We start from the raw sequence: 22,779 nt of genomic DNA, 5'->3' as shown, positions 1-22,779 counted from the left end.
AGGTGCGTATGTAAATGCACTGAAAAGGCAGTGCGTATGAAAAGCGCTAGCCTTCTAAAGGAGGAAAAATAAAATGACAAAGAACATTCATGATGTTGCATATGAATTACAAAAAGCAATCGCTGAAAACGAAGACTTCAAAACTTTAAAAGAGAGCTACGCAGCAGTTCAAGCTGACACAGCTTCAAAGAACTTATTTGATGAGTTCCGTACAATGCAACTTAGCCTACAACAAAAAATGATGCAAGGCCAAGAAATCACTGAAGAAGACAACCAACAAGCACAAGAAGTTGTAGCTCGCATTCAACAAGATGCTAAAATTACAAAATTAATGGAAACTGAGCAACGCCTAAACGTTGTAATCGGTGACGTTAACAAAATTATCATGAAGCCACTTGAAGAATTATATAGCGCGCAACAACAAGCGTAATAGTGGAAGACGCTCCTAGTTTAGGAGCGTCTTTTTTGTTTAGGGAATTTAATAGTTATACCACAAAAACTCCCTTTCAAAATAGCCATTTCTTATTGGTTATTTTGAAAGGGGTATGTAATACATCTAATTTTTTTTATTGCTGTTAATTGAAGTTTTAATGTTCTTTTCCTTCAAAAACTTTTCAATTTCTTTTTGCTTCCTACCATTAGCTTTCTCAAAGCGCTTTGTAAAAGAGAAATCAGTTTTGAATAAGTTACGATCTTGAGCGAGTTTGTCTAATTCTTGATCTAGTTCTACTGAAAGTGCTGTAGATGATGAAATAAATTCATATATTTCTTTTGAAGGCTTTTTGTAATCATCAGGGATTGTATTGTTACTAATAAAATTATGGAAGTTTGTATCATTTTGTTTCGCTAATTCTATTAGTTTTTGTAATTTTTCTCGGTCAGATTCAGTGATATTTTCATCGGATGTAGTGGATGAAAGTGGAACGATATTTTCGTCTAACTCTCCGCTATAATTTAAATAACTTTTTATATTTTGTTTCATTTCGTCTTCACTAATATTTTCATTTTTCTTTGAGGAACTAAATATATTTTCTGGAACTTTAATAGCAACATCTTTAATAGATTGGACATCGTTTTCTTCCTTAGGTTGTACACTGTTTGAACAAGCTGATAGAAATAACATTGTAAGTAACATGAGTGGATATAAAATATACTTTTTCATATTAATCTCCTTTTATATTCATTAGTATCTTTGTAAAATAGCTAAATTCCATTTTAAATACTTAACTAAAAGTGAGTATATATGTTTTATTAATTGATAAGATATGACGGATATTAGTAAGCCGATGCAAAAAGCTATAAATACATTATAAACATCGGAATAACTGATTTGATGAAACCCTTTAAAGAATCCTAATCCTATTAATAAGATAGGTGAAATAATTAATAATGGTGTAGCAATTATAAGTGCTAGAAGAAGCGGTAATAGAAAGAGTAATACGAAAAAGGCGATAATGATAAATATAAAGTTTAAAACACTTAAGCTCATAACAGAAAACAGTGCTGTCATAATATTTTTTAGGCTGCGTTTCTTGTCAGCTTTACTTATTACATATGAAATATTAAGTTCTTTAGCGATAGTTTTAGGATTTCCTAGCTTTTTAGAAATTTCCTCTTCAGATATTCCATCTTGTTTACCACTAATAAAATGAGTTTCGTACTCCGAGATAATATCCTCCTTTTCTGAATTAGGCATATTCCGTAGGGAAGAACTAAGTTGTTCTAAAAATTCACTTTTGTTCATAACGATCACTTTCCTTTATAAAATGATGAATTATGGCTGAAAATCCTATCTTTTTTCTAAACAGCACACACAATCTATATCTACTTTTTGAAAGGAGATATACTAATTGCGAATAACATTCCAAATAATGGTTATTCCATTATTTACAAATATATCACTTACTATTGTTCTTTGCAAGGTACTATAAGATTGTTAATATTATAAATGGGTGAAAATATTTTTGCGTATTTTTAGAAGAGATATAAAAATGTTATTTTAAGATAAACAAAAGGTTGTAAGCGCATTCTTTAAAACTTGTCAAAATAATTTCAAATTCATATTGTTGGAAAAATAATGCATTTGTAATATAATGATAAAGATACTTCACCAGCTTAATTAACTAGGTGAAATTAAAATCTTTATTACACACATTATGAAATAAAGGGATGATTAGTTTGAGGACAGGTGTAAAAGCAAACGACGTGAAGACAAAAACAAAAGGAGCAGATCTTGTTGTTGATTGTTTAATTAAACAAGGTGTTACACATGTTTTCGGTATTCCAGGAGCAAAGATTGACTCTGTATTTGATGTATTGCAAGAAAGAGGACCAGAGTTAATCGTTTGTCGTCATGAACAAAATGCAGCATTTATGGCAGCTGCTATTGGTAGATTAACAGGGAAACCGGGCGTATGTCTTGTAACTTCAGGACCAGGGACATCAAATTTAGCGACAGGTCTTGTTACTGCGAATGCGGAGAGTGATCCCGTTGTTGCTTTAGCTGGTGCAGTACCGCGTACGGATCGATTAAAACGTACGCATCAATCTATGGATAATGCTGCACTATTCGAACCAATCACAAAATATAGCGTAGAAGTAGAGCATCCTGATAATGTGCCAGAAGCACTTAGTAATGCATTTCGAAGTGCGACTTCCACAAATCCGGGAGCTACTTTAGTAAGTCTTCCGCAAGACGTTATGACTGCGGAAACAACTGTAGAGTCTATCGGTGCGCTTTCTAAGCCACAGCTTGGAATCGCTCCCACAAATGATATTACATATGTAGTAGAAAAAATAAAATCAGCGAAATTACCAGTTATTTTACTCGGTATGAGAGCGAGCACAAATGAAGTGACGAAAGCTGTTCGTAAATTAATTGCGGATACAGAACTTCCTGTCGTTGAAACATATCAAGCAGCTGGTGCGATTTCACGTGAGTTAGAAGATCATTTCTTCGGCCGCGTTGGATTATTCCGTAACCAACCAGGTGATATTTTACTAGAAGAAGCAGACCTTGTTATTTCTATCGGTTATGATCCAATCGAGTATGATCCAAAATTCTGGAATAAACTTGGCGACAGAACGATTATTCATCTTGACGACCATCAAGCAGATATCGACCATGATTACCAACCAGAGCGTGAATTAATTGGTGATATTGCCTTAACGGTAAATAGCATCGCGGAGAAATTACCGAAACTTGTATTAAGTACGAAATCAGAAGCGGTATTAGAACGATTACGCGCGAAATTATCAGAACAAGCAGAAGTTCCGAACCGTGCTTCGGAGGGTGTTACGCATCCACTTCAAGTGATTCGTACACTTCGTTCTTTAATTAGTGACGATACAACTGTTACATGTGACATCGGTTCCCATTCTATTTGGATGGCGAGATGTTTCCGTTCTTATGAACCACGTAGATTATTATTTAGTAACGGCATGCAAACGTTAGGTGTTGCACTTCCTTGGGCAATCGCAGCTACTTTAGTAGAACCAGGTAAAAAAGTAGTTTCCGTATCAGGTGACGGTGGTTTCTTATTCTCAGCGATGGAGTTAGAAACGGCGGTACGTTTAAATTCTCCAATCGTCCATCTTGTTTGGAGAGACGGCACATATGATATGGTTGCATTCCAACAAATGATGAAATACGGTAGAACATCAGCTACAGAGTTTGGTGATGTTGATCTTGTGAAATATGCGGAAAGTTTCGGAGCGTTAGGTCTTCGTGTTAACACGCCTGATGAATTAGAAGGGGTATTAAAAGAAGCATTAGCAGCAGATGGTCCTGTCATTATTGATATTCCAATTGACTATCGTGACAACATTAAATTAAGCGAAAAATTATTACCAAACCAATTAAACTAATGGAGGCAGATTTGAGATGACTGTTGCGCAATTAATTGATATTGATGCAAAAAAAACGAAAATGAGTAATGAAGTATATCAAACATCTACAATGCTTGCGCTATTAGATGGTATATATGATGGTGTGATTAGCTTTGAAGATTTGAAAAAACATGGTGATTTCGGCATCGGCACATTTGATCAATTAGATGGTGAAATGATTGCATTTGATAATGAATTTTATCATTTACGTTCAGACGGTTCAGCGGAAAAAGTAGAGCCAGAAGAAACAACGCCATTTGCGACTGTAACGTTTTTTGAAAAAGAAATGAGTTATACGGTAGAGCATCCGATGAATCGTGAAGAAGTTGAAGCATTATTACATGAATTAATGCCAAGTAAAAACTTATTTTACGCTATTCGAATGGACGGTACGTTCCGTGAAGTAAGAACGAGAACTGTTCCAAGACAAGAAAAACCGTATACACCACTCGTTGAAGTGACGAAATCGCAACCAATCTTTTCGTTTGAAAATACAGAAGGTACGCTTGCTGGATTTTGGACACCAGATTACGCACAAGGTATTGGGGTAGCTGGATTCCACTTACATTACATTGATGATGAAAGAAGCGGAGGCGGACATGTTTTCGACTATGTTGTAGAAAACTGCACGATCCAAATTTGTCAAAAAGCTCATATGCATTTAGCACTTCCAGAAACAGCAGATTTTATGGCGGCTGAATTATCAAGAGAAAACTTAGAGGATAATATTGCAACTGCGGAAGGTGCAGAGTAAGAGGGAAAGACTGTTCCATTTTGGAACAGTCTTCTTTTATTCGTAATGTTATTATTTGTCGATAAATCGATATTTCTTGTCGAACCGTTGATATATTGTAAGTTATGATAGATATATTTGAAAAATCGTTGATATATTGTAAGTTACGATAGATATATTTGAAAGATCATTGATATCGTTTATTTCTTTGAAACAAACGGATGCCCCTTATAATAAAAACGCCACGGATAATGTACAGCTTCTTCTGCATAGTCGATATTAATACGAGGTCCTGCTGTTATTTTATATTGTGATGATATGTGTTCATCTTCTGGGACGAGTTCAATATGCAATGTGTCACTTTGTAATGATACGCCACGTTCTTCTAAAGTAATTCCGAGGGCACGGCATAGTTTGCCAGGACCGTTCGTTAAATTTTTATACTGTGCTTTTGTAATTTCGGTCTTATTGTAGCGCGCTAGTTTTATTTCTTCTATCCCATTTACCGGCTCAAGGGCTCGAATGAGAACACCTTGTGGGGTGCCCACTGGTGCTGTAATAACGTTAAAACAATGATACATACCGTAAATCAAATATACGTAAGCATGCCCTGGTGCGCCAAACATAACTTCTGTGCGATCTGTCCGTCTACCGCCGTAACTATGTGCGGCCTTATCATCTGGGCCTTTATATGCTTCTACTTCTACAATGATTCCGCTTCGCTTTATTCCGTCTACAATATGAACAAGTTTTTGCCCGAGTAATTTTTTTGCGACTTCTAACGTATCGCCTTCATAAAAGGAAGGTGGTGCATGCATTGTACTATCTCCTTTGCTAAGTGTATATGTATATAGTAAACCAAATTTTCAGTAGTAATTCTAACTCGTTCTATTTATCGGGTTTATTTCATAAATTATGGATAGAGTACAACAGCGAAGAGGGGGAGTGCGACATGATTTATCGCTTACTAGCTCTTAATATAGATGGGACACTACTATACAACAATGGAAAAATTGCAAAAGGATTACGAGAAACAATTGAATTTGTGAAAAGAAAAGATGTATACGTTACGTTATTTACGAGTCGTAATTTTCAATCCGCTCATAAAGTAGCAAAGGCGTTAAAATTAGATTCTATATTAGTGACACATGGTGGTGCTTTCGTTTCAGCAACGTTAGATAAGCCGTACGTTCAAAGAAGATTGTCTGAAGAGAAGACTTTTAACATTGTGCAAGTGTTAGAGCACTTTGATTGTAACGTACGTATTTCTCATGAACGGTTTTCGATAGGAAATCGTGAGAGAAATACACCAAACTTAATTGCGCGCACTGTATTATCAAGCGCAGATCCGTTATTTTATCCAGTTCAATTTGTAGATTCGTTAGGTGATGCGCTTCGGGACCATCCGGTAGCGGCGCCAAAAATTGATGTTCTTTTCCAAAGTAAAGGTGAAAAAGAAAGAGGACTGAACACATTAAGAAAAGCATTCCAAGATGTAGAGTATGTTGAATGTGATTCAAAACGAATAGAAATTTTACCGCAAAATGTATCAAAGTTACGTGGATTACAATTGCTTGGAGAGCATTTAAATATTTCGCTAAATGAAATGGTTGCGATTGGAGATAGTATGGAAGATTTAGAGGTTATTGAAAACGTGGGACTTGGGGTAGCGATGGGGAACGCGCCTGTAGAATTAAAGCAAGCAGCAGATTGGATCACACGTTCAAATAGTGAAAACGGTGTAGAGTATATGATTAAAGAGCATTTCCGTAAGCAATTCCCGCTTCCGTTTTTGAAGAATCATAAAAATACACCGAAACGATGACAGAAAAACGTAGCTTTTTGGCTACGTTTTTTTGTTGAGCTTATTAAAAGGAATGAAAACGTTTTAAATTGTGAATTGTGTATGGGATTCATACAATTCACTTGAATCCTTTAGAAAACTAATGTAAAGTGGATGATGTTGCCAAAACAGTTACACCACATGAAATATTCTTCAGATTAATTTTATTGAGCTCCCGTACGTAAAAACATTTCCGCATGATAGTTTAGTTCACGTATTATTTCAAAAATGAATTGTAGTAATTTTATTAAGTAGTTGTAGCGTTCCTTTGTTTTATTTAAATGGATTATTTTAAGTTAATGTGAGTAAGACCTGGTACATATGAAATGTGCTTCTTTTTGTGATTTTAGGAAGTTTAAAAGGGGGAATGAATTTCTTGAGGAAATCATTTAATCAAAAAATTAAAAAGTTAAGTAGTAGTTTAATAGTTGTATTACTAATATGTATGAATTTTTTAATCCATTTACCATTTAAAGCGGAGGCAGCTACAACAGAGTTAAAAGGTTTAGGTGATGTATCTTATTACAACGCCATCATTTTTGGAGATCATAGTGCAACGAGTGCGGATATTGAAGGTGCGATGGCTGTTCAGAAAAATATGAACGCATCAAGTTATACAGTCGTAGCGGCTGCAACTGGAGCAAATAACTTAGCTGGAGCAACTTGGGTAGATGAAGGATATCCATCATTATTACTAGGCGGTCAATTTACGAAAGCGGGAGCAGGACAGGTAATTATTCAAGATGGAACAGTGGCGATGACAAAAGACGGTGACCCAGATGGCGCAATGAAAACGTCATATGACCGTATCTCTTATAAAGAGCAAGCGGAGATTGATGCTAAGTTTAAAGAATTTAGAAAAGACGTTGATGGTGTAATTGGGGATGCAAGTAAACTATACACTGATAAGCCAAAAACTAATATGAGCTTTGGAATCGGTGAAGATGTAAACAACCCTAATATTTATGTCTCTTCAGGCCAGACGGGAAAGAAAGCATTTGATGTAAAAGACGTTTTTCTTCCGAATGTAGAGAATAAAGACTTTATTGTTATTTATTCAGATGCAGAAGAAGTGAGTTTTGGTGGCGGTGCAATTTTGTATGATACAAGAAATACTGGGATGGCGACGGATTTAATTAATACATCTCAAGCATACGATCCTAATTCATCTTTTACTGAGTTAGCTAGTAAGGTAATTTGGGTATTTCCTAATGCTACAAAGATAACAACTAAAGGTTATGGTGTAGTAGGTAGTGTGTTTGCACCTAATGCAGTTGTAGAAACAAAAGGTGGTTCTATTAATGGACAAGCCTATGTTGGAGGATTACACCAAAGAGATGGTTTTGAGGTTCATAACTTTAAATTTAACTGGCCAAAGTGGAATAAACCAGCAGTTGAAAAAGGACATTTACAAATTAAAAAAGTTGATGAAAACGATGAAAATATTGTTTTAAAAGACGCAAAATTTGATGTTATAGACAAGGATAATAACGTTGTGGCTACTGTTACAACAAACGAAAAGGGTATTGCGGAAGTTAAAGATTTACCACTTGGTGACTATTTTGTAAAAGAAATAAATGCACCAGAAGGATATATAAAAGTTGATACACCAGTCAAAGTAACAATTGATAATACAAACGTAATTGAACTTGTTATGAAGAATACGAGAAAAGTAGAGAATGGCCAATTTAAATTATTGAAAAAAGATAGTGAATCTGGTCAACTTCTACCAGGTGCAAAATTTGATGTTATCGATAAAGATGGGAAAGTTGTGGAAACAATTGTTACAGATGATAAAGGTGAAGCCTTATCGAAACAACTTCCAGTTGGAAGCTATACATTAAAAGAAGTAGAAGCACCGAAAGGATATGAATTATCATCTAGTTCAGTTTCTGTTGATGTAGAGGCTAATAAAGTAGTGACTGTAGATGTGGTGAATAAAAAGATCTCCGAAAAAGTAACGGGTCAATTTGAAATCGTGAAAGTAGATGCGAAAGATAAAACGAAAGTATTATCAGATGCAGAATTCGAAGTGTATAAAGGTGGTAAAAAGGTAGCAGAACTAAAAACAGATGAGAGTGGAAAAGTGATGTCACCGAAATTACCGCTAGGTGAATACACAGTGAAAGAAACGAAAGCACCAGCGGGCTACAAGCTTTCAAATAAAGAATGGAAAGTAACAATTCAAAACGAGAAAGAAGTAGTAAAAGTAGAGGCAGAAAACGAAAAAATCTTAGGTTCTCTACAAATTATTAAAATGGATGATAAAGATCAAACGAAACGCTTAGCAGGCGCAAAATTTACATTGAAAGATGCGAAAGGAAATGTTGTAAAAGAAGGAATTACAACAGATAAGTCTGGAACGGTTAAAGTAGACGGACTTGTGCCAGGTGAATATACGTTAGAAGAAACAAAAGCACCAGAAGGTTATGAGTTAACAAAACAAATAATTCATGTAACAGTTGACGGTGAAAAAGTTGTTGATGTAAAAGTAACGAACAGTAAGAGCCTTGGTCAATTCGAAATTGTAAAAGTAGATGCGGAAGATAAAACGAAAGTATTATCAGATGCAGAATTCGAAGTGTATAAAGATGGTAAAAAAGTAGATACGTTACGAACAGATAAAACTGGTAAAGTAGTTTCACAGAAATTAGAGCCAGGAAAGTACACATTAAAAGAAACGAAAGCACCACAAGGATATAAGTTGTTAAAAGAAGAAATTGAAGTCGTTGTAGAAGCAAACAAAGTAGTAGAAGTACAAGTAGAAAACGTAAAAGAACTAGGAAGCTTACAAGTAATCAAAAAGGATTCGGAGAGTGGAAAAGTTCTAGCAGGTGCAGAATTTAAATTAAAGAACGAAGCTGGTCAAGTAGTTGGAGAAGCGAAAACAACGAATAAAGACGGCGTTGTGAAATTCGAAAGCTTAGTGCCAGGAAAGTATACGTTAGAAGAAACGAAAGCACCAGAAGGTTATAAGGCGTTAGAAGTAACAGTAGAAGTAAACGTTGTAGCAAATGAAGTAGTAAAACAAGAAGTTATGAATGAAAAAGTGAAAGAAGAAATTACAGGTCAATTAGAAATTACAAAGGTAGATGCCAATAATACAAATAAAACTTTAGCAGGCGCAGTGTTTGAAATTTGGAAAGACGGAACAAAAATCGACACATTAACAACAAACAAGAGCGGTAAAGTGACTTCTAAGAAGTTAGAACCAGGAGATTACACTTTAAAAGAAATCCAAGCGCCAGAAGGATATACTTTATCCGATAAGGAAATGAAATTTACGATTTCTAATGAAAAAATTGAAGTTGTAAAGCTTCAAATTACAAATAAAAAAGATACAGAAAAAGGTCCGGAAAAACCAGGTGAAGGAACAGAAAAACCAGGTGAAGGAACAGAAAAGCCGGGTGAAGGAACAGAGAAGCCAGGTGAAGGAACAGAGAAGCCAGGTGAAGGAACAGAGAAGCCAGGTGAAGGAACAGAAAAGCCAGATGAAGGAACAGAGAAGCCGGGTGAAGGAACAGAAAAACCAGGTGAGGGAGTAGAAAAACCTAATTTACCAGAAAAAGGACAAGGTTCTTCTAATAATCAACAACTTCCAGCTACAGGACACAATACGAATTACGTTCCATTCATCGGTTTTATGCTTCTGTTACTAGGAATACGTTTAAGATTCATGGCTAAAAATAGTTAAAAGATGTATAAAAGGCATCAGAGATTATACAATCTCTGATGCCTTTTAAATTAATACAGATAAATATTTTAAGCTTCAATTACGCTAAGCATTCTGTTTATAAATGCAGCTGCGTGAGCGCGTTGTGATGGTCCTTTTGGTACGAATTGATTAAATTCATTACCTTTTACAATTCCAAATCCATACACTCTTTGTACTTCTTGTTTAGCGTAAATTAAGTTTTGGTCTACAAATGGTAGTTCAACTTGTTTTGCAAAAATACCAGCGTGTTTTAGAGAACGATCAATCATAATAACAGCTTCTTCACGTGTAATTGTGGTATTTGGATCAAATGTATTATCACCACGTCCGCGGATTATGCCTGCGCTTGCTGCACGATTAATACCGTCTCTTAAAGATGGGTGTACTTGTTCTAAGTCTGTGAACTTAGCATTTCCACTTGGTAATTGTAAAGCACGAGTAATTAGTGTAGCGAATTCAGCACGCGTTACAAGACGTTCTGGGAAGTACTTGCCGTTCCCTTCTCCTTGCATAATGCCTCTAGCTGCTAATTGACGAATGTCTTGTTCATACCATCCACCTGTAATGTCATCAGTTACTGGATCTTTTTGGTTTTCCTTATAGTATGTTTCAGTTCCTTTTAAGAAAGCATTCCATTGTCCGCGTTGAATCATAAACGCAGGGCAGTTTTTCCCTGACCAAAATTGATGTTTTTGGACCTTATCTAGAGAAATATTTAAGTCGTTCATTAAATAAGCTGCCAATTTACGGGCATTTTCTACCGCTTTTTCATAGTTTCCATCTTGATTAACGGCAATTTCAATTCCGATAGATTCATAGTTTCCAGTTTTATTTCCAGCATGCCATCCAACTTCATTTACTGGAAGATGTTGATAAATTTCTTTATCATCTACTGTGAAATGCCAAGATGCGGCGCGATCAGCTGTTCCGCGTGCTTGATTATCTAAGAATTTTGCATGATTTAGAGCATTAGCACCTTTCGCTGTATTAGCCGTTTCGTGAATCGTAATATATTTAGGTACCATCGGGTAGCCAGGGCGAATATCGTCATTTCCTTTAGGGACAATCATTTCTTTAAATGTAACGCCATAAATATTGTTTGTTTGTAGAGCATCTGGAGCTCTTAATAAACTATTTTTAGCAGAACGAACGTTTTTTAGTAATGAAGCTTTTGTACCTTCAAATGTAGCAGAAGGTGCATAAATCCATTTTGCTGTTTCATTTATTTGGACTTTAAACCAATTTCCAGCTTGTTCAGTAGGAGTAATGACTTGTGGCTGTAGTTTCCCTTCTTCGTTAAACGATTGGAACGGAAGTGCATGTATGGAAGCTTCTTCTTTTACGATTAATTTTTGGTTAGATAGTTTATGAATCTCTTGAACTTCTAAGCTATTATCATTGTTATCTATCCATCCAGCGCCAGTTGACGTCGTTATGTAGTAAGCATTTCCTTTTTTCTTTGTCGCCGTTACGACTTGTTCTGTAATCTCGATATTCGATTTGTTTTTTAAATCATTCGCGGTATATAATGAATGTTTTTTTGAAGTGTATAGTAGGAATTGACCAGTAACCTCGATATCTTCTTCATGAGTACTATGCTCATTAACATGCTCTTTAATACTTTTAAAAACTTGATCCTCCGTATATACTTCGGCGGATTTTTCAGCACTCTCTGCAAATGAATAAGTAGGTGCAAGAACAGTTTGTAATGCAAGAGAGAGAGTTAATACACTATAAAATTTCTTTTTCATATTTTTTTTAACACATTAGATTATGGAATCTAGTGTTAACATTCCTCCTTTATATATTGTATTTTCGCTATGTAACGATTTTTTGTACTAATAAATTTTAACAAGAGAAAATCATGATGTCTATATACATGAGCGATATTCATAAAAAGAATTATTTGAAAAAATGTAAGAGAAACAGGTAAAACCTTCTGTATTGACCTGTAAACGCCCTTCAAGTAAACTAAAGAGAGTTTGCAAATGAAAAGGTGATAATGTGTTAATTTCAATTAAAACGTTACAAGATGATCGTTTTTTACGTCCGCTACAAAATATTGGCGGCTTATTTTTTGAAGATAGTACGATTGGATTTGAACAAGAGGAAGCGAATCTGATCGTTGATATACACATTGAGGATAATGTGAAAGCATCCGCTCGATTAACGGATGTTAGCACAGGAAATGTGTATGAAGAAACATTCTCGAAAGATTTATCTGCTTTCACAGATGAAAAAGAGCGTATGAAGCAAGTGAAGCACGTTGTTTCTTATGTATATCTTTCTGTTCTTCAGCAGTTAACTGGACTTGAACAAAGCTGGGGTATTTTAACGGGAGTACGTCCGACGAAACTTCTTCATAAAATGCTTCAAAATGGTATGTCAAAGGAAGAAGCGCATCAAGAACTTCGTGAAAGTTATTTAATTCATGAAGAGAAGATTGAACTTCTTCAGCGCATTGTTGATTGCCAATTAGCAGTTGTTCCGGATTTATACCGTTTGAAAGAAGAAGTAAGTATTTATATCGGTATTCCGTTCTGCCCAACGAAATGTGCATACTGTACATTCCCGGCTTATGCGATTAATGGACGCCAAGGGTCTGTTGATTCGTTCTTAGGTGGTTTACATTATGAAGTTCGTGAAATTGGTAAGTTTTTAAAAGAAAAAGGTGTGAAAGTTACGACGATTTATTATGGCGGCGGTACACCTACAAGTATTACAGCAGAAGAGATGGATATGCTGTATGAAGAAATGTACGAAGCGTTCCCAGACGTGAAAAATGTACGTGAAGTTACAGTTGAGGCAGGTCGTCCAGATACGATCACGCCAGCAAAGCTAGAAGTGTTAAATAAATGGAACATTGACCGTATTAGTATTAATCCGCAGTCATACCATCAAGAGACACTAAAAGCAATTGGACGTCACCATACTGTAGAAGAAACAATTGAGAAATACCATTTAGCTCGTGAAATGGGAATGAACAATATTAATATGGACTTAATTATTGGTCTTCCTGGTGAAGGGTTAGATATCTTCAAGCATACGTTAGATGAAACAGAAAAGTTAATGCCAGAATCATTAACAGTTCATACGTTATCATTTAAACGTGCTTCTGAAATGACGCAAAACAAACGTAAATATAAAGTAGCAGGTCGCGAAGAGATTACAGCGATGATGCACGAAGCAGAAGAGTGGACGCAAAAGCATAATTACGTACCATATTACCTATATCGTCAAAAGAATATTTTAGGTAACTTAGAGAACGTTGGTTATGCAATGCCGACGCAAGAGAGTATTTACAACATTGTCATTATGGAAGAAGTACAATCAATTATCGGACTTGGTTGCGGTGCATCAAGTAAATTTGTTCATCCGAAGACGGGGGCAATTACGCACTTCGCAAATCCGAAAGATCCAAAATCATATAACGATGGCTTTGTAAAATATACAGAAGATAAACTGAAAATTTTAGAAGAGCTATTTGTATAAGAGGGAGAGTGTTCCAAATCGGAACACTCTCTTTTTTATATTGTCAGCTTTTGTCAGTAAGGCGATATATTCGAAAAATCGCTGCTATAAATTGAATTGCGGTCGATATATTTGAAAAATCGCCAATATAATTTCATGTATCAAAGGTTTGCACGTGTTGTAAAACTATGTCGATAATAATCAGAAAAATTAGTCAAAACATTGAAGGACAATGTCTACTTATGGACGAAATGATAGATTTATGAAAGAGAAAAGGGGGAAATTGTTGGCATGTACATGACGATAGGGAGAATTTTTGATTTATCTGTTGGTAAGTATCCGAATAAAGAGGCGTTAGTGGAACCTGAAAAAAATATTCGCTGGACATATAAACAGTGGGACGAACAAATAAATAAAACGGCACACGCTTTATTAGAAGACGGAGTAAGAAAGGGAGATACGGTATCTGTTTACTTATATAACTGCCATGAATTTGTAAACGTTTACTTAGCTTGTGCGAAAATTGGTGCGATTTTTAACCCAATTAACTTTCGTTTAAAGGCGAAAGAAGTATCTTATATTCTTCAGGACGCATCCTCGAAAGTCGTTGTCTTTGAAAAAGCAGTTGAGTCAACTGTTGCTATCATTGAACGAGATTTTCCAAATACATCTTTTTGGTCTATAGAAAACGATAAACCTTCCTATGCAAGTTCCTACCATGAAAAAGTGAATGCAGCATCTTCTGAGAAAGTAAATATCGAAATTGATGAAATGGACTTTTGTTCTATGCTTTATACGAGCGGTACGACAGGTCATCCGAAAGGTGTGTTACATCGTCATCGTGAAATGGCTGAGCATAGTATGATTTGTACGTATTTCCTAAAATATAATAGAGATAGTGTGGGGCTTGTTGTTGCGCCTTTATATCACTGTGGTGAATTAAATGCCGGAATCATACCACGCATTCAAGTTGGCGGGAAGAATGTTATTTTGCATCATTTTGATACAGAAACAGTATTACATACGATTCAAGAAGAAAAGATTACGACGTTCTTTGCAGCACCGACGATGTGGAATATGTTGTTGCAAAAAGATTTAACTCAGTATGATTTAACTTCAATGAAAATTGGTATATATGGCGGAGCGGCAATGGCGCCGGCGTTAGTGAAGGAATGTAAAGAACGTCTTTATATTGACCTTGTTCAAATATACGGAATGACAGAAATGGGACCAGTTGTTGCGTTTCTCGTAGAGGAGGATCAAATTACGAAAGCTGGTTCAGCAGGCACGCCATGCTTTAGCCACGAAGTTCGTATTGTGAAACCGAACGAGGAGGCACCGGCAGAACCAGATGATGTATTACCTCCTTATGAGGTGGGAGAAATTATTTTACGTGGCCCAACTATGATGGCTGGCTATCATAATCGCGAAGAGGCAAATAAAAAATCGATGTATAAAGGATGGTATCATTCTGGTGATTTAGGATACTTCGATAAAGATGGTTATTTATTCGTTGCAGATCGCGTTGATGATATGGTAATTAGCGGTGGTGTAAATATTTACCCTCGTGAAATTGAAGATTTCCTTCATAGTCATCACGGTATATTAGATGTGGCGGTACTTGGTGAGCCAGATGAATTATGGGGAGAGCGTGTGGTGGCAGTTATTGTGAAGAAAGATGAAACAATAACAGAAGCTGATTTAGAAACGTATTGCAAAGAAAGTGACGAATTAGCAGATTATAAGCGTCCGCGTCATTATTTATTTGTAGATGAACTTCCGCGTAATGCGAGCGGGAAGTTGCAGAAGTTTGTGCTGAGGGAGTCATTGAAAGGGACAAAAAAATAGAAAGTGGGGGATACCCACTTTCTATTTTTATTTGCGTGAAAAACCTTCTTCATCAAGGTATTCCGCAGCTTCTGGATAAGAGTTGAATGTACCGTCTAAGTTTACACCAGCGTACACGTTCCACATGTCATCCTCTGAAATAAGAGTAAGAATATGACCATCTTCGTTCTGCCATTCTTCTTCTTTCGCAGGTTCTACAGGTGCTACTACTTCTTCTTGTGATAGAAGGTCAATTGATTTCTCAATTACTGAACGTAACTCTTCTGCTGAAAACTCGCGGATGTTAACCATACCTTTATCATCCGTTTTGTAACCTTTAATACCGCTTGCATACACAAATCCATTTCCATTTGGGTGTAAATGAAATACAACGTTCTTTTTATCTAAACGACTTTCTTCAAAGTGGAAGTTTACACGTTTTAATGATACGTTCTTTCTTTCTAGTTCTGGGAAAGATTCAATAATCGATAATTTTTCTTCAAAAGTTAGCATAGTGCCTCCAAGTATATAGTAAAAGATTTAATTTGTTCATTATAGCATAGTTGCAATTGTTTCCAAAGATAAGGGGGAAACTTTTCATTAAATCCGTTTACGTCACGAGAATGTAAAAAGTGAGCTAACGAATGTATCTTTTTAGGTGTACAATGGAACATGGACTTTATACAAAGGTGGTTTTTTTATGTTTCAAAAAATAGCAAAGGAATGTTTAGCAGGATTTACTGTTGCGATTGTTGCGTTACCACTTGCGATTGCATTTGGTATTGCCGCGACAGGAACGTCTGAGGGAGCGCTTGTTGGATTATATGGTGCGATTTTTGCAGGTTTATTCGCAGCGTTATTTGGCGGGACACCTGGGCAAGTAACGGGGCCAACTGGACCAATTACCGTTATCGCAACGGGAGTTATTGCGACGCACGGGTTAGAGGCAAGTTTTATTGCCTTTATGATGGCAGGATTATTTCAAATTTTATTCGGTGTATGTAAGCTCGGTTCTTACGTTCGATATATTCCGTATCCTGTCGTTTCAGGATTTATGAATGGTATTGCATTAATCATTATTTTAGGTGAAATAAAGCATGTACAAAATAGTTTTCTACTTGTTGTGTTAACGATTATTGTAATGATTGTTTCTGGCAAATGGATTAAGGCGATTCCGTCTAGTTTAGTAGCACTAGTCGGTGTGACAGCTTTGCTTCCTTTATTTTCTTCTCTACTCGAAGGACTTGCAGTAAAGTTACCGATTATCGGAAATCTTTCACTAAATAAAGTAATTGAAAAGATTGGAACCATTCCAGAAGCGATGCCTACGCTTCATATTCCATCTTTAAGTGGAACAGGAATAGCAGCACTTATTTTACCAGCGCTTAGTATTGCTTTATTAGGATCGATTGACTCGTTGTTAACATCGGTCGTAATGGATAATGTGACAGGTACGCGTCATAAAAGTAATAAAGAGCTTGTTGGACAAGGTATCGGTAATATGATGAGCGGATTGTTTGGCGGATTAGCAGGTGCAGGTGCGACTGTAAGATCTATCGTGAATATAAGAAGTGGTGGTAAAACGGCACTTTCGGCATGTATGCATAGTGTTATCTTATTTATTTTTATTATGGGTCTTGGTTCGGTCGTACAATATATTCCACTTGCTGTATTATCAGGTATTTTAATTTTAACTGGTATTGGAATGTTCGATTGGGAAAGCATGAAAAAGATGCATGTCGCTCCTAAAGGTGATGTCGTTGTTATGCTCGTAACGATGATTGTAACGGTGAAGTTCGATTTAATGATTGCCGTTGCATTCGGTATTATTCTTTCGTTCATCATATATATGGTGAAATGTAAAGAACGTAAAACTTCTATCGTAAAAGAAAGAGAAGAAACGTATACAATTCAAGGACCGCTCTCTTTCCTATCAGTAGATCGTATTTTCTCTACTTTACAAGATGTGAAGTCACCAGTTGTATTACGTATGAAAGATGTGCGTTATATGGATGTATCAGGAGCTATGGCATTATTAAATTTTGTTGAGCAATCAAATAAAGTAGGGGCAAGTGTAAAGCTTGAGCAAGTACATCCAAGTATTGAAAAAACAATTGTAGTAATGGCAAGCGATGAACAGAAAGAGCAATTGAAAATCTTAAGTGTTTAGATGGCAATTAGAATATCTCACAACTTTACATAAATTATAATGTAGAGTTGTGGGATATTCTTATAATGTTTTTAGTAATATGTATCGCAGTGATAGAGAGGAAGAGCTCTTTTTGCGTAACAGAAACGGTTATAATGTGTACATATATAATGGAAGGAATTAGAAAAAATTGTGAAGAGATAGGTTTGAATTGGTTCTGTTTTCTATTTTGAAAAAAAAACCAAGTATTCAACCTATAATAAATTTGTTATGATAACCAATGGGATAAAGTGAATCCCTATCGTTTAAAACAATATGTTTGAGAGTATATGTATAAAAGAAAAGAGAAAAAATATGAATAAAACATTTGTAAAAGGAGCAGCAATTTTAACCATTACAACTTTTTTGTCGAAATTGCTTGGTAGTTTTTTTCAAATTCCATTACAAAATATTGCAGGAGATGAAGTGCTAGGTATTTTCCGCCTTGTTTTTCCTGTATATATGATTGCTCTTACATTATCGGTAGCCGGAGTTCCACTTGCAATTTCGAAACTAATTGCAGAGTTGAACGAAAAAAATAAGCAAAAGGAAATTGCGAAATTATTTAAATCAGCGTCAATTATAGGGATAGCATTTGGCGTTTTCGGCTGTTTAGTCATTGTATTATTTTCTATTGAAATTGCAAATATGCTCGGTGGACAAGAAACTAGAATGCCGTTGCTTATTACTTCATTAGCATTACTCATTGCGCCATACATGGCGGTGTATAGAGGGTATTTCCAAGGTTTCGGTGATATGAAACCAACAGGAGTATCACAAGTCATTGAGCAATTTGTCCGTGTGTTTTTTATGTTAATAATTGCTTACATACTAGTATCGTGGGATAAGAGTAATACTGTTATTACTAGTGGTGCGATGGTTGGCTCTTTTCTTGGAGTCATTAGTTCGCTTATATATTTGCGTATAAAATATAATAGAAGTCCATACTACAATAAAAGCAATTCCTATTCGCTCCGAGATTTAAGAGAAAACGGCAAAAAGATATTGCGGGTATCGATCCCAATCGCTATCGGAGCTTTATCAATGCCGCTTTTAAATTTAGTAGACTCGCTTACAATACCGCATGTATTACAAGGATCATCAACAGAAATTCAAGAACAATTTGGAATATACAGTCGCGGTTTTGCATTCACGCAAATAATTGTTATTTTTGCAAGTGCAATTGTATTTCCGTTAATACCACTTTTAACTTCCGCATTGGCCAAAAGAGATATAAATTTGGCGAAAATAACAATTCAAAATACAAATCGACTAGCGCATGTTTTGACAGCACCATTAACAGTATGGTTGATGGCATTAACAGTACCGTTAAATGTCGGATTGTTCACAGACGTAAAAGGCAGTAGTATGTTAACAGTTATGATTGGCAGTTCGTATTTTACTGCGGTTATGGTATTATCAATAGGTGTTTTACAGGGGATTAATCGTTCTGCACAAGCTGCATGGATTGTTATTGGCGCGAGTTGTGTGAAAGTCGTGTTAAACATTATGTTAGTGCAGAAGTTTGGCATAGATGGAGCGGCGTATAGTACATTAATTACTTACGTATTGATTTGTATTGTAAATCATTTGTATATTCGAAGCTATATTGCCTATTCTATTCATTTCAAAAACTTTTTCGGTGTGCTAGCAATAGCATCTATTTTAGGACTAGGATTGTATGAACTATTTAATGTGATAGATGTTACATCTTCAAGAATTATGACGTTATTATTCAGTGGTATAGCATTAAGTATTACAACCATTTTGTATGGTGTATGTGCTTTGAAATTAAAATGGATATCAATAAAAAAAATACCATTTTTGAAAAGATAAATATAAAAATTTAATTTTTTATTAAAATTCATATGAGCTGATAAAGAGGAAACTATGTAGGGTATTAAGTGTTTAGGTAAGGAATGGGTACCAGTTTATGTTAGATGAAATAAACGGTTACCTAGTTTTGGAGGAGATTTAGGGTGCGTTTAGTCTTATCAGGATATTATGGTTTTTATAATGTTGGAGACGAGGCGATTCTACAATCAATTATTGAATCGTTAAGTAAAGAGAACCCGGATATAGAACTAGTAGTACTATCAAATGATTCTAAATATACAAAGGAAAGGTATGGTGTAGAATCGGTAGATCGCTGGAATATAAAAGCTGTTTATCATGCAATCAAAAACAGTGATGGAGTTATTAGCGGTGGCGGGAGCCTTCTTCAAGATCAGACAAGTACGAAGAGTATTCTATATTATACGGGTATTATGGGACTCGCTCGATTATTAAAAAAGCCGTATTATATTTATTCACAAGGAATAGGTCCAATTACAAAAGGATATAATCGTCTATTAGTAAAATGGAACTTGTCAAAAGCTTCCTATGTATCAGTTCGAGATGAAGATTCGTTTTTATATTTAAAAGAACTTGGCATAAAAAACGATATTGAAATTGTTCCAGACCCTGTTTTAACATGGAAACGGACAAAACAATCGGATTGGTTGCAAAAGCATTCGATACATGGAAAAGTAATCGCGGTTAGTGTGCGTTATTGGAATTCAAAAGAAGATTATGTAAAAAAATTAGCTACGGCATTAAAAAAATTAAAGCAAGAAGGATACCAAATTCTATTTGTTCCAATGCATGAGCCATTTGATCAAAAAGCTTCGCGTGAAGTAGTAGACTTAATGGGAGAAGAGACGTATATGCTTCCATATAAAATGGATATCGACGAGAAAATATTCATTTTATCACAATGTTCATTACTAATTGGTATGCGTCTTCATGCACTTGTTTTTTCTGCTGTAGCCAAAACTCCAATGGTCGGGATTTCGTACGATCCGAAAATTGATTCGTTTTTAAGTCAAGTGAATCAGCCAGTTATAGGAAGTGTGGATGGCGAATGGAGTGCGGAGTATTTATATGAAATTGCGAAAAAGCAATTAATGCAACAAGGAACTGTGGAGCAAGAGTTACAATTAATAATAGATGAGCTTCGGTTGCAAGGCAAACAGGCAACAAAGAAACTCATTGATCATATGGAAAAAGACACTTTATTAAAAAAGTAAAGTGTCTTTTGTTTTGAATTTAATGAAAATTATAATTATAAAAACGTTTTATTTTAATTCCTATTTATTATGCTAAAATGATTGCGATTATTATATAATCAAATTTGTGATAATAAATTCGTAGATTACGAGGAGGATAACCTTGAAGACTTTTTCAAAAGGTATAACAGCAGTGGCATTAACGGGATCATTACTTTTAACTCCTATTTCAAGTTATGCGGCAAATGATGATATTACAGGACATATGTTTGAGACGCATATGCGCTCACTTATTACTAAAGGAGTTTTAATGGGGTATGGTGAGAATGTATATGCGCCTGATAAATTAGTAACAAGAGCAGAGTTTGCTACATTCATAGCAAGGTCTTTAAATTTACCGAAAGCTGATTCGAATTTCGAGGATGTGCCGAAGACTTACGGTTTATATGATGGTGTAAGTAGAGCATATGGAGCGAAAATTATTAATGGTCGTACGAACGAGACGTTCTCACCAAATGATGTGATTACACGTGAAGAAATGTCGATAATGGTAAAGCGAGCATTAGACTATAAAAATATTAAAGTAGCTGTAAGTCCGCTTACCTTTACTGATAAAGATAGTATTAACTATAAAGAGCATGTACAAGTTATGGTGGCTACTCAAATTATTAAAGGGTATCCAGAAGATAATACATTTAGACCACATTTATCAGCTACAAGAGGGATGGCTTCAGCTATGTTGGATCGTATGCTTCAGACGATTGAAAAAAACGGAAATAGCAATCCTGTAGAAACTAAGAAATATGTTGTGACAAATGTAAGAGAAAACGGAACAGAGCAAGAAGTAGAGCGCTATAATACGTATAAAGAGGCAGTTACGGCTGCTCAAAATAAAGGTATGAATGCGGTAAAATACGAGAACGAATTCTTATGGATTAAAGATGGTTTTGCAAGTGCGAAAAGAATAACTGGGCAAAACATCATTAATATTTATGATGAGAATTTGTCAACAGTATATACGTATATTCAGTATGGAACAGAATTGAAAGTGTTAGAAGTTGGCGAAGATCGTGTGAAAGTTCAACTTTCTGGTTTGACAGGTTATGTGAAGAAGAATGAAATCACTTTAATTCCTACAAATGAAATGAAACAGTCGTCTTATTATGTGAAATCAGATGGATATTTATACCATAAATATTATACATATAATACAAGTTCACCTGGATATACAGAATTTAGATATGGTGTGGCACCTTCTTTCATGAAGCAAGGACAGCAAATGTATAGTGTAGATGGAAAAACATTTGGAGATGAAACTTTCTATCAATATTTCAATTATTTATCATTACGTTCGAAAACAAATTATACAGCTGAACAACTAGATAGTTATGTGAAATCGATTAAGCCAGACTCTCCATTAATTGGTTTAGGAAAGAAATTTAAAGAAGTAGAAAGCAAGTATAATGTAAATGCATTATTCTTATATTCATTAGCAATCCATGAAAGTTATTATGGAACAAGCGCTCTTGCAAAAGATAAAAATAATTTATTTGGTTTAAAAGCAACAGACGATAGTCCATATGGTAACGGGGAAGCATTTAATTCAAAAGAAGATTGTATTGAACATGCAGCAAAATTATACATGAATGAAGGATATTTAAATCCAGGACATTGGCGTTATACAGCAACATATACAGGTGATAAAGCTGCTGGTTTAAATGCGAAATATGCATCTGATGCGAACTGGGGTAAAAAAGTAGCGGGGCATATGAACCGTTTTGATTCTTATTTAGGTAAAAAAGAATACAACAAGTATAAACTTGCACGTGTGATGAATAACGTAGAAGTGAAAAAGAATCCTAGTATATCAAATGAGCGACTGTATCGTTTGAATACAAATGTAGTTGTCACAGTTACTGGTGAAGAAATAATAAATGGAAAAGCGTGGATTAAAGTTATTTCAGATAATCCTACTGTAACTGAAGCGTATATTGCAAAAGAAAGCTTAGAGTACGTAAAACATTAATTAAATAAAAAAGAAGGTGCTACTAATATTTCGTAGCACCT

Annotated in this window: 16 protein-coding genes; 11 read left to right on the top strand and 5 right to left on the bottom strand. The window is 35.3% G+C overall.

Features of this window, described 5'->3' with window-relative positions:
• Nucleotides 1–73: 73 nt before the first annotated feature.
• Nucleotides 74–430 (top strand): YlbF/YmcA family competence regulator, encoded by a 357-nt coding sequence (locus ACLBXA_RS13420; RefSeq protein ID WP_000164614.1) that lies wholly within the window; start codon nucleotides 74–76, stop codon nucleotides 428–430.
• Between the two features lie 126 nt (nucleotides 431–556).
• Here ACLBXA_RS13420 and ACLBXA_RS13415 read toward each other — a convergent pair whose 3' ends face one another.
• Both ACLBXA_RS13415 and ACLBXA_RS13410 read right to left on the bottom strand, forming a co-directional pair.
• Nucleotides 557–1,162, bottom strand: a complete 606-nt coding sequence (locus tag ACLBXA_RS13415) for an NDxxF motif lipoprotein (RefSeq protein ID WP_000760031.1) — start codon at nucleotides 1,160–1,162, stop codon at nucleotides 557–559.
• A 21-nt stretch (nucleotides 1,163–1,183) separates the two neighbouring features.
• On the bottom strand, nucleotides 1,184–1,744 hold the full coding sequence (locus ACLBXA_RS13410) for an HAAS signaling domain-containing protein (protein ID WP_001042971.1): 561 nt from the start codon (nucleotides 1,742–1,744) through the stop codon (nucleotides 1,184–1,186).
• Between the two features lie 434 nt (nucleotides 1,745–2,178).
• Here ACLBXA_RS13410 and alsS point away from each other — a divergent pair, with 434 nt between their 5' ends.
• Nucleotides 2,179–3,867, top strand: coding sequence for an acetolactate synthase AlsS (gene alsS / locus ACLBXA_RS13405; protein ID WP_447617246.1), 1,689 nt, complete (start codon nucleotides 2,179–2,181; stop codon nucleotides 3,865–3,867).
• Nucleotides 3,868–3,883: 16 nt separating this feature from the next.
• Nucleotides 3,884–4,642, top strand: coding sequence for an alpha-acetolactate decarboxylase (gene alsD / locus ACLBXA_RS13400; RefSeq protein WP_153600734.1), 759 nt, complete (start codon nucleotides 3,884–3,886; stop codon nucleotides 4,640–4,642).
• A 179-nt stretch (nucleotides 4,643–4,821) separates the two neighbouring features.
• Here alsD and ACLBXA_RS13395 read toward each other — a convergent pair whose 3' ends face one another.
• A complete protein-coding gene (locus tag ACLBXA_RS13395; RefSeq protein WP_086397351.1) occupies nucleotides 4,822–5,439 on the bottom strand; it encodes a DNA-3-methyladenine glycosylase in 618 nt (205 codons plus the stop codon).
• A gap of 134 nt (nucleotides 5,440–5,573) precedes the next feature.
• On the opposite strand from ACLBXA_RS13395, the gene ACLBXA_RS13390 reads away from it, so the two are divergent.
• Both ACLBXA_RS13390 and ACLBXA_RS13385 read left to right on the top strand, forming a co-directional pair.
• On the top strand, nucleotides 5,574–6,446 hold the full coding sequence (locus tag ACLBXA_RS13390; protein WP_000640419.1) for a Cof-type HAD-IIB family hydrolase: 873 nt from the start codon (nucleotides 5,574–5,576) through the stop codon (nucleotides 6,444–6,446).
• 385 nt (nucleotides 6,447–6,831) lie between these two features.
• The gene (locus ACLBXA_RS13385; RefSeq protein ID WP_098311518.1) at nucleotides 6,832–10,158 is read left to right on the top strand and encodes a SpaA isopeptide-forming pilin-related protein; all 3,327 of its coding nucleotides are present in this window, start codon (nucleotides 6,832–6,834) and stop codon (nucleotides 10,156–10,158) included.
• Nucleotides 10,159–10,226: 68 nt separating this feature from the next.
• Here ACLBXA_RS13385 and ACLBXA_RS13380 read toward each other — a convergent pair whose 3' ends face one another.
• Nucleotides 10,227–11,930, bottom strand: a complete 1,704-nt coding sequence (locus ACLBXA_RS13380) for an S-layer homology domain-containing protein (protein WP_000726533.1) — start codon at nucleotides 11,928–11,930, stop codon at nucleotides 10,227–10,229.
• A 253-nt stretch (nucleotides 11,931–12,183) separates the two neighbouring features.
• Between ACLBXA_RS13380 and ACLBXA_RS13375 the strand changes: the two genes are divergently transcribed.
• The gene (locus ACLBXA_RS13375) at nucleotides 12,184–13,671 is read left to right on the top strand and encodes a coproporphyrinogen III oxidase (protein ID WP_000908777.1); all 1,488 of its coding nucleotides are present in this window, start codon (nucleotides 12,184–12,186) and stop codon (nucleotides 13,669–13,671) included.
• Between the two features lie 270 nt (nucleotides 13,672–13,941).
• Nucleotides 13,942–15,498, top strand: coding sequence for a fatty acid--CoA ligase (locus ACLBXA_RS13370; RefSeq protein WP_000281977.1), 1,557 nt, complete (start codon nucleotides 13,942–13,944; stop codon nucleotides 15,496–15,498).
• A 27-nt stretch (nucleotides 15,499–15,525) separates the two neighbouring features.
• Here the strand turns inward: ACLBXA_RS13370 and ACLBXA_RS13365 are convergent, their stop codons facing one another.
• On the bottom strand, nucleotides 15,526–15,990 hold the full coding sequence (locus ACLBXA_RS13365) for a hypothetical protein (protein ID WP_000954998.1): 465 nt from the start codon (nucleotides 15,988–15,990) through the stop codon (nucleotides 15,526–15,528).
• Nucleotides 15,991–16,177: 187 nt separating this feature from the next.
• On the opposite strand from ACLBXA_RS13365, the gene ACLBXA_RS13360 reads away from it, so the two are divergent.
• The 4 genes from ACLBXA_RS13360 (at nucleotide 16,178) to ACLBXA_RS13345 (ending at nucleotide 22,738) form a co-directional block, all read left to right on the top strand.
• Nucleotides 16,178–17,647, top strand: a complete 1,470-nt coding sequence (locus ACLBXA_RS13360) for a SulP family inorganic anion transporter (protein WP_000486648.1) — start codon at nucleotides 16,178–16,180, stop codon at nucleotides 17,645–17,647.
• A gap of 333 nt (nucleotides 17,648–17,980) precedes the next feature.
• Complete coding sequence (locus ACLBXA_RS13355) at nucleotides 17,981–19,501, top strand: putative polysaccharide biosynthesis protein (RefSeq protein ID WP_001044006.1); 1,521 nt, start codon at nucleotides 17,981–17,983, stop codon at nucleotides 19,499–19,501.
• Nucleotides 19,502–19,644: 143 nt separating this feature from the next.
• On the top strand, nucleotides 19,645–20,733 hold the full coding sequence (gene csaB / locus ACLBXA_RS13350) for a polysaccharide pyruvyl transferase CsaB (protein ID WP_001241599.1): 1,089 nt from the start codon (nucleotides 19,645–19,647) through the stop codon (nucleotides 20,731–20,733).
• Between the two features lie 142 nt (nucleotides 20,734–20,875).
• A complete protein-coding gene (locus ACLBXA_RS13345; RefSeq protein WP_000847500.1) occupies nucleotides 20,876–22,738 on the top strand; it encodes an S-layer homology domain-containing protein in 1,863 nt (620 codons plus the stop codon).
• The last annotated feature ends 41 nt before the right edge of the window (nucleotides 22,739–22,779 follow it).

The organism is Bacillus sp. D48C (assembly GCF_053345735.1).
Note: the sequence above shows the minus strand (reverse complement) of the source record. Positions and strands in the feature narration are given on the sequence as shown.

Bases quoted from the DNA above. Each gene is read 5' to 3' on its own strand.
- ACLBXA_RS13370 (WP_000281977.1), top strand. From the start codon at position 13,942: ATGTACATGACGATAGGGAGAATTTTTGATTTATCTGTTGGTAAGTAT.
- ACLBXA_RS13395 (WP_086397351.1), bottom strand. From the start codon at position 5,439: ATGCATGCACCACCTTCCTTTTATGAAGGCGATACGTTAGAAGTCGCA.
- ACLBXA_RS13410 (WP_001042971.1), bottom strand. From the start codon at position 1,744: ATGAACAAAAGTGAATTTTTAGAACAACTTAGTTCTTCCCTACGGAAT.
- ACLBXA_RS13390 (WP_000640419.1), top strand. From the start codon at position 5,574: ATGATTTATCGCTTACTAGCTCTTAATATAGATGGGACACTACTATAC.
- ACLBXA_RS13355 (WP_001044006.1), top strand. From the start codon at position 17,981: ATGAATAAAACATTTGTAAAAGGAGCAGCAATTTTAACCATTACAACT.
- ACLBXA_RS13365 (WP_000954998.1), bottom strand. From the start codon at position 15,990: ATGCTAACTTTTGAAGAAAAATTATCGATTATTGAATCTTTCCCAGAA.
- ACLBXA_RS13385 (WP_098311518.1), top strand. From the start codon at position 6,832: ATGAATTTCTTGAGGAAATCATTTAATCAAAAAATTAAAAAGTTAAGT.
- ACLBXA_RS13415 (WP_000760031.1), bottom strand. From the start codon at position 1,162: ATGAAAAAGTATATTTTATATCCACTCATGTTACTTACAATGTTATTT.
- ACLBXA_RS13420 (WP_000164614.1), top strand. From the start codon at position 74: ATGACAAAGAACATTCATGATGTTGCATATGAATTACAAAAAGCAATC.
- ACLBXA_RS13360 (WP_000486648.1), top strand. From the start codon at position 16,178: ATGTTTCAAAAAATAGCAAAGGAATGTTTAGCAGGATTTACTGTTGCG.
- alsD (WP_153600734.1), top strand. From the start codon at position 3,884: ATGACTGTTGCGCAATTAATTGATATTGATGCAAAAAAAACGAAAATG.
- ACLBXA_RS13380 (WP_000726533.1), bottom strand. From the start codon at position 11,930: ATGAAAAAGAAATTTTATAGTGTATTAACTCTCTCTCTTGCATTACAA.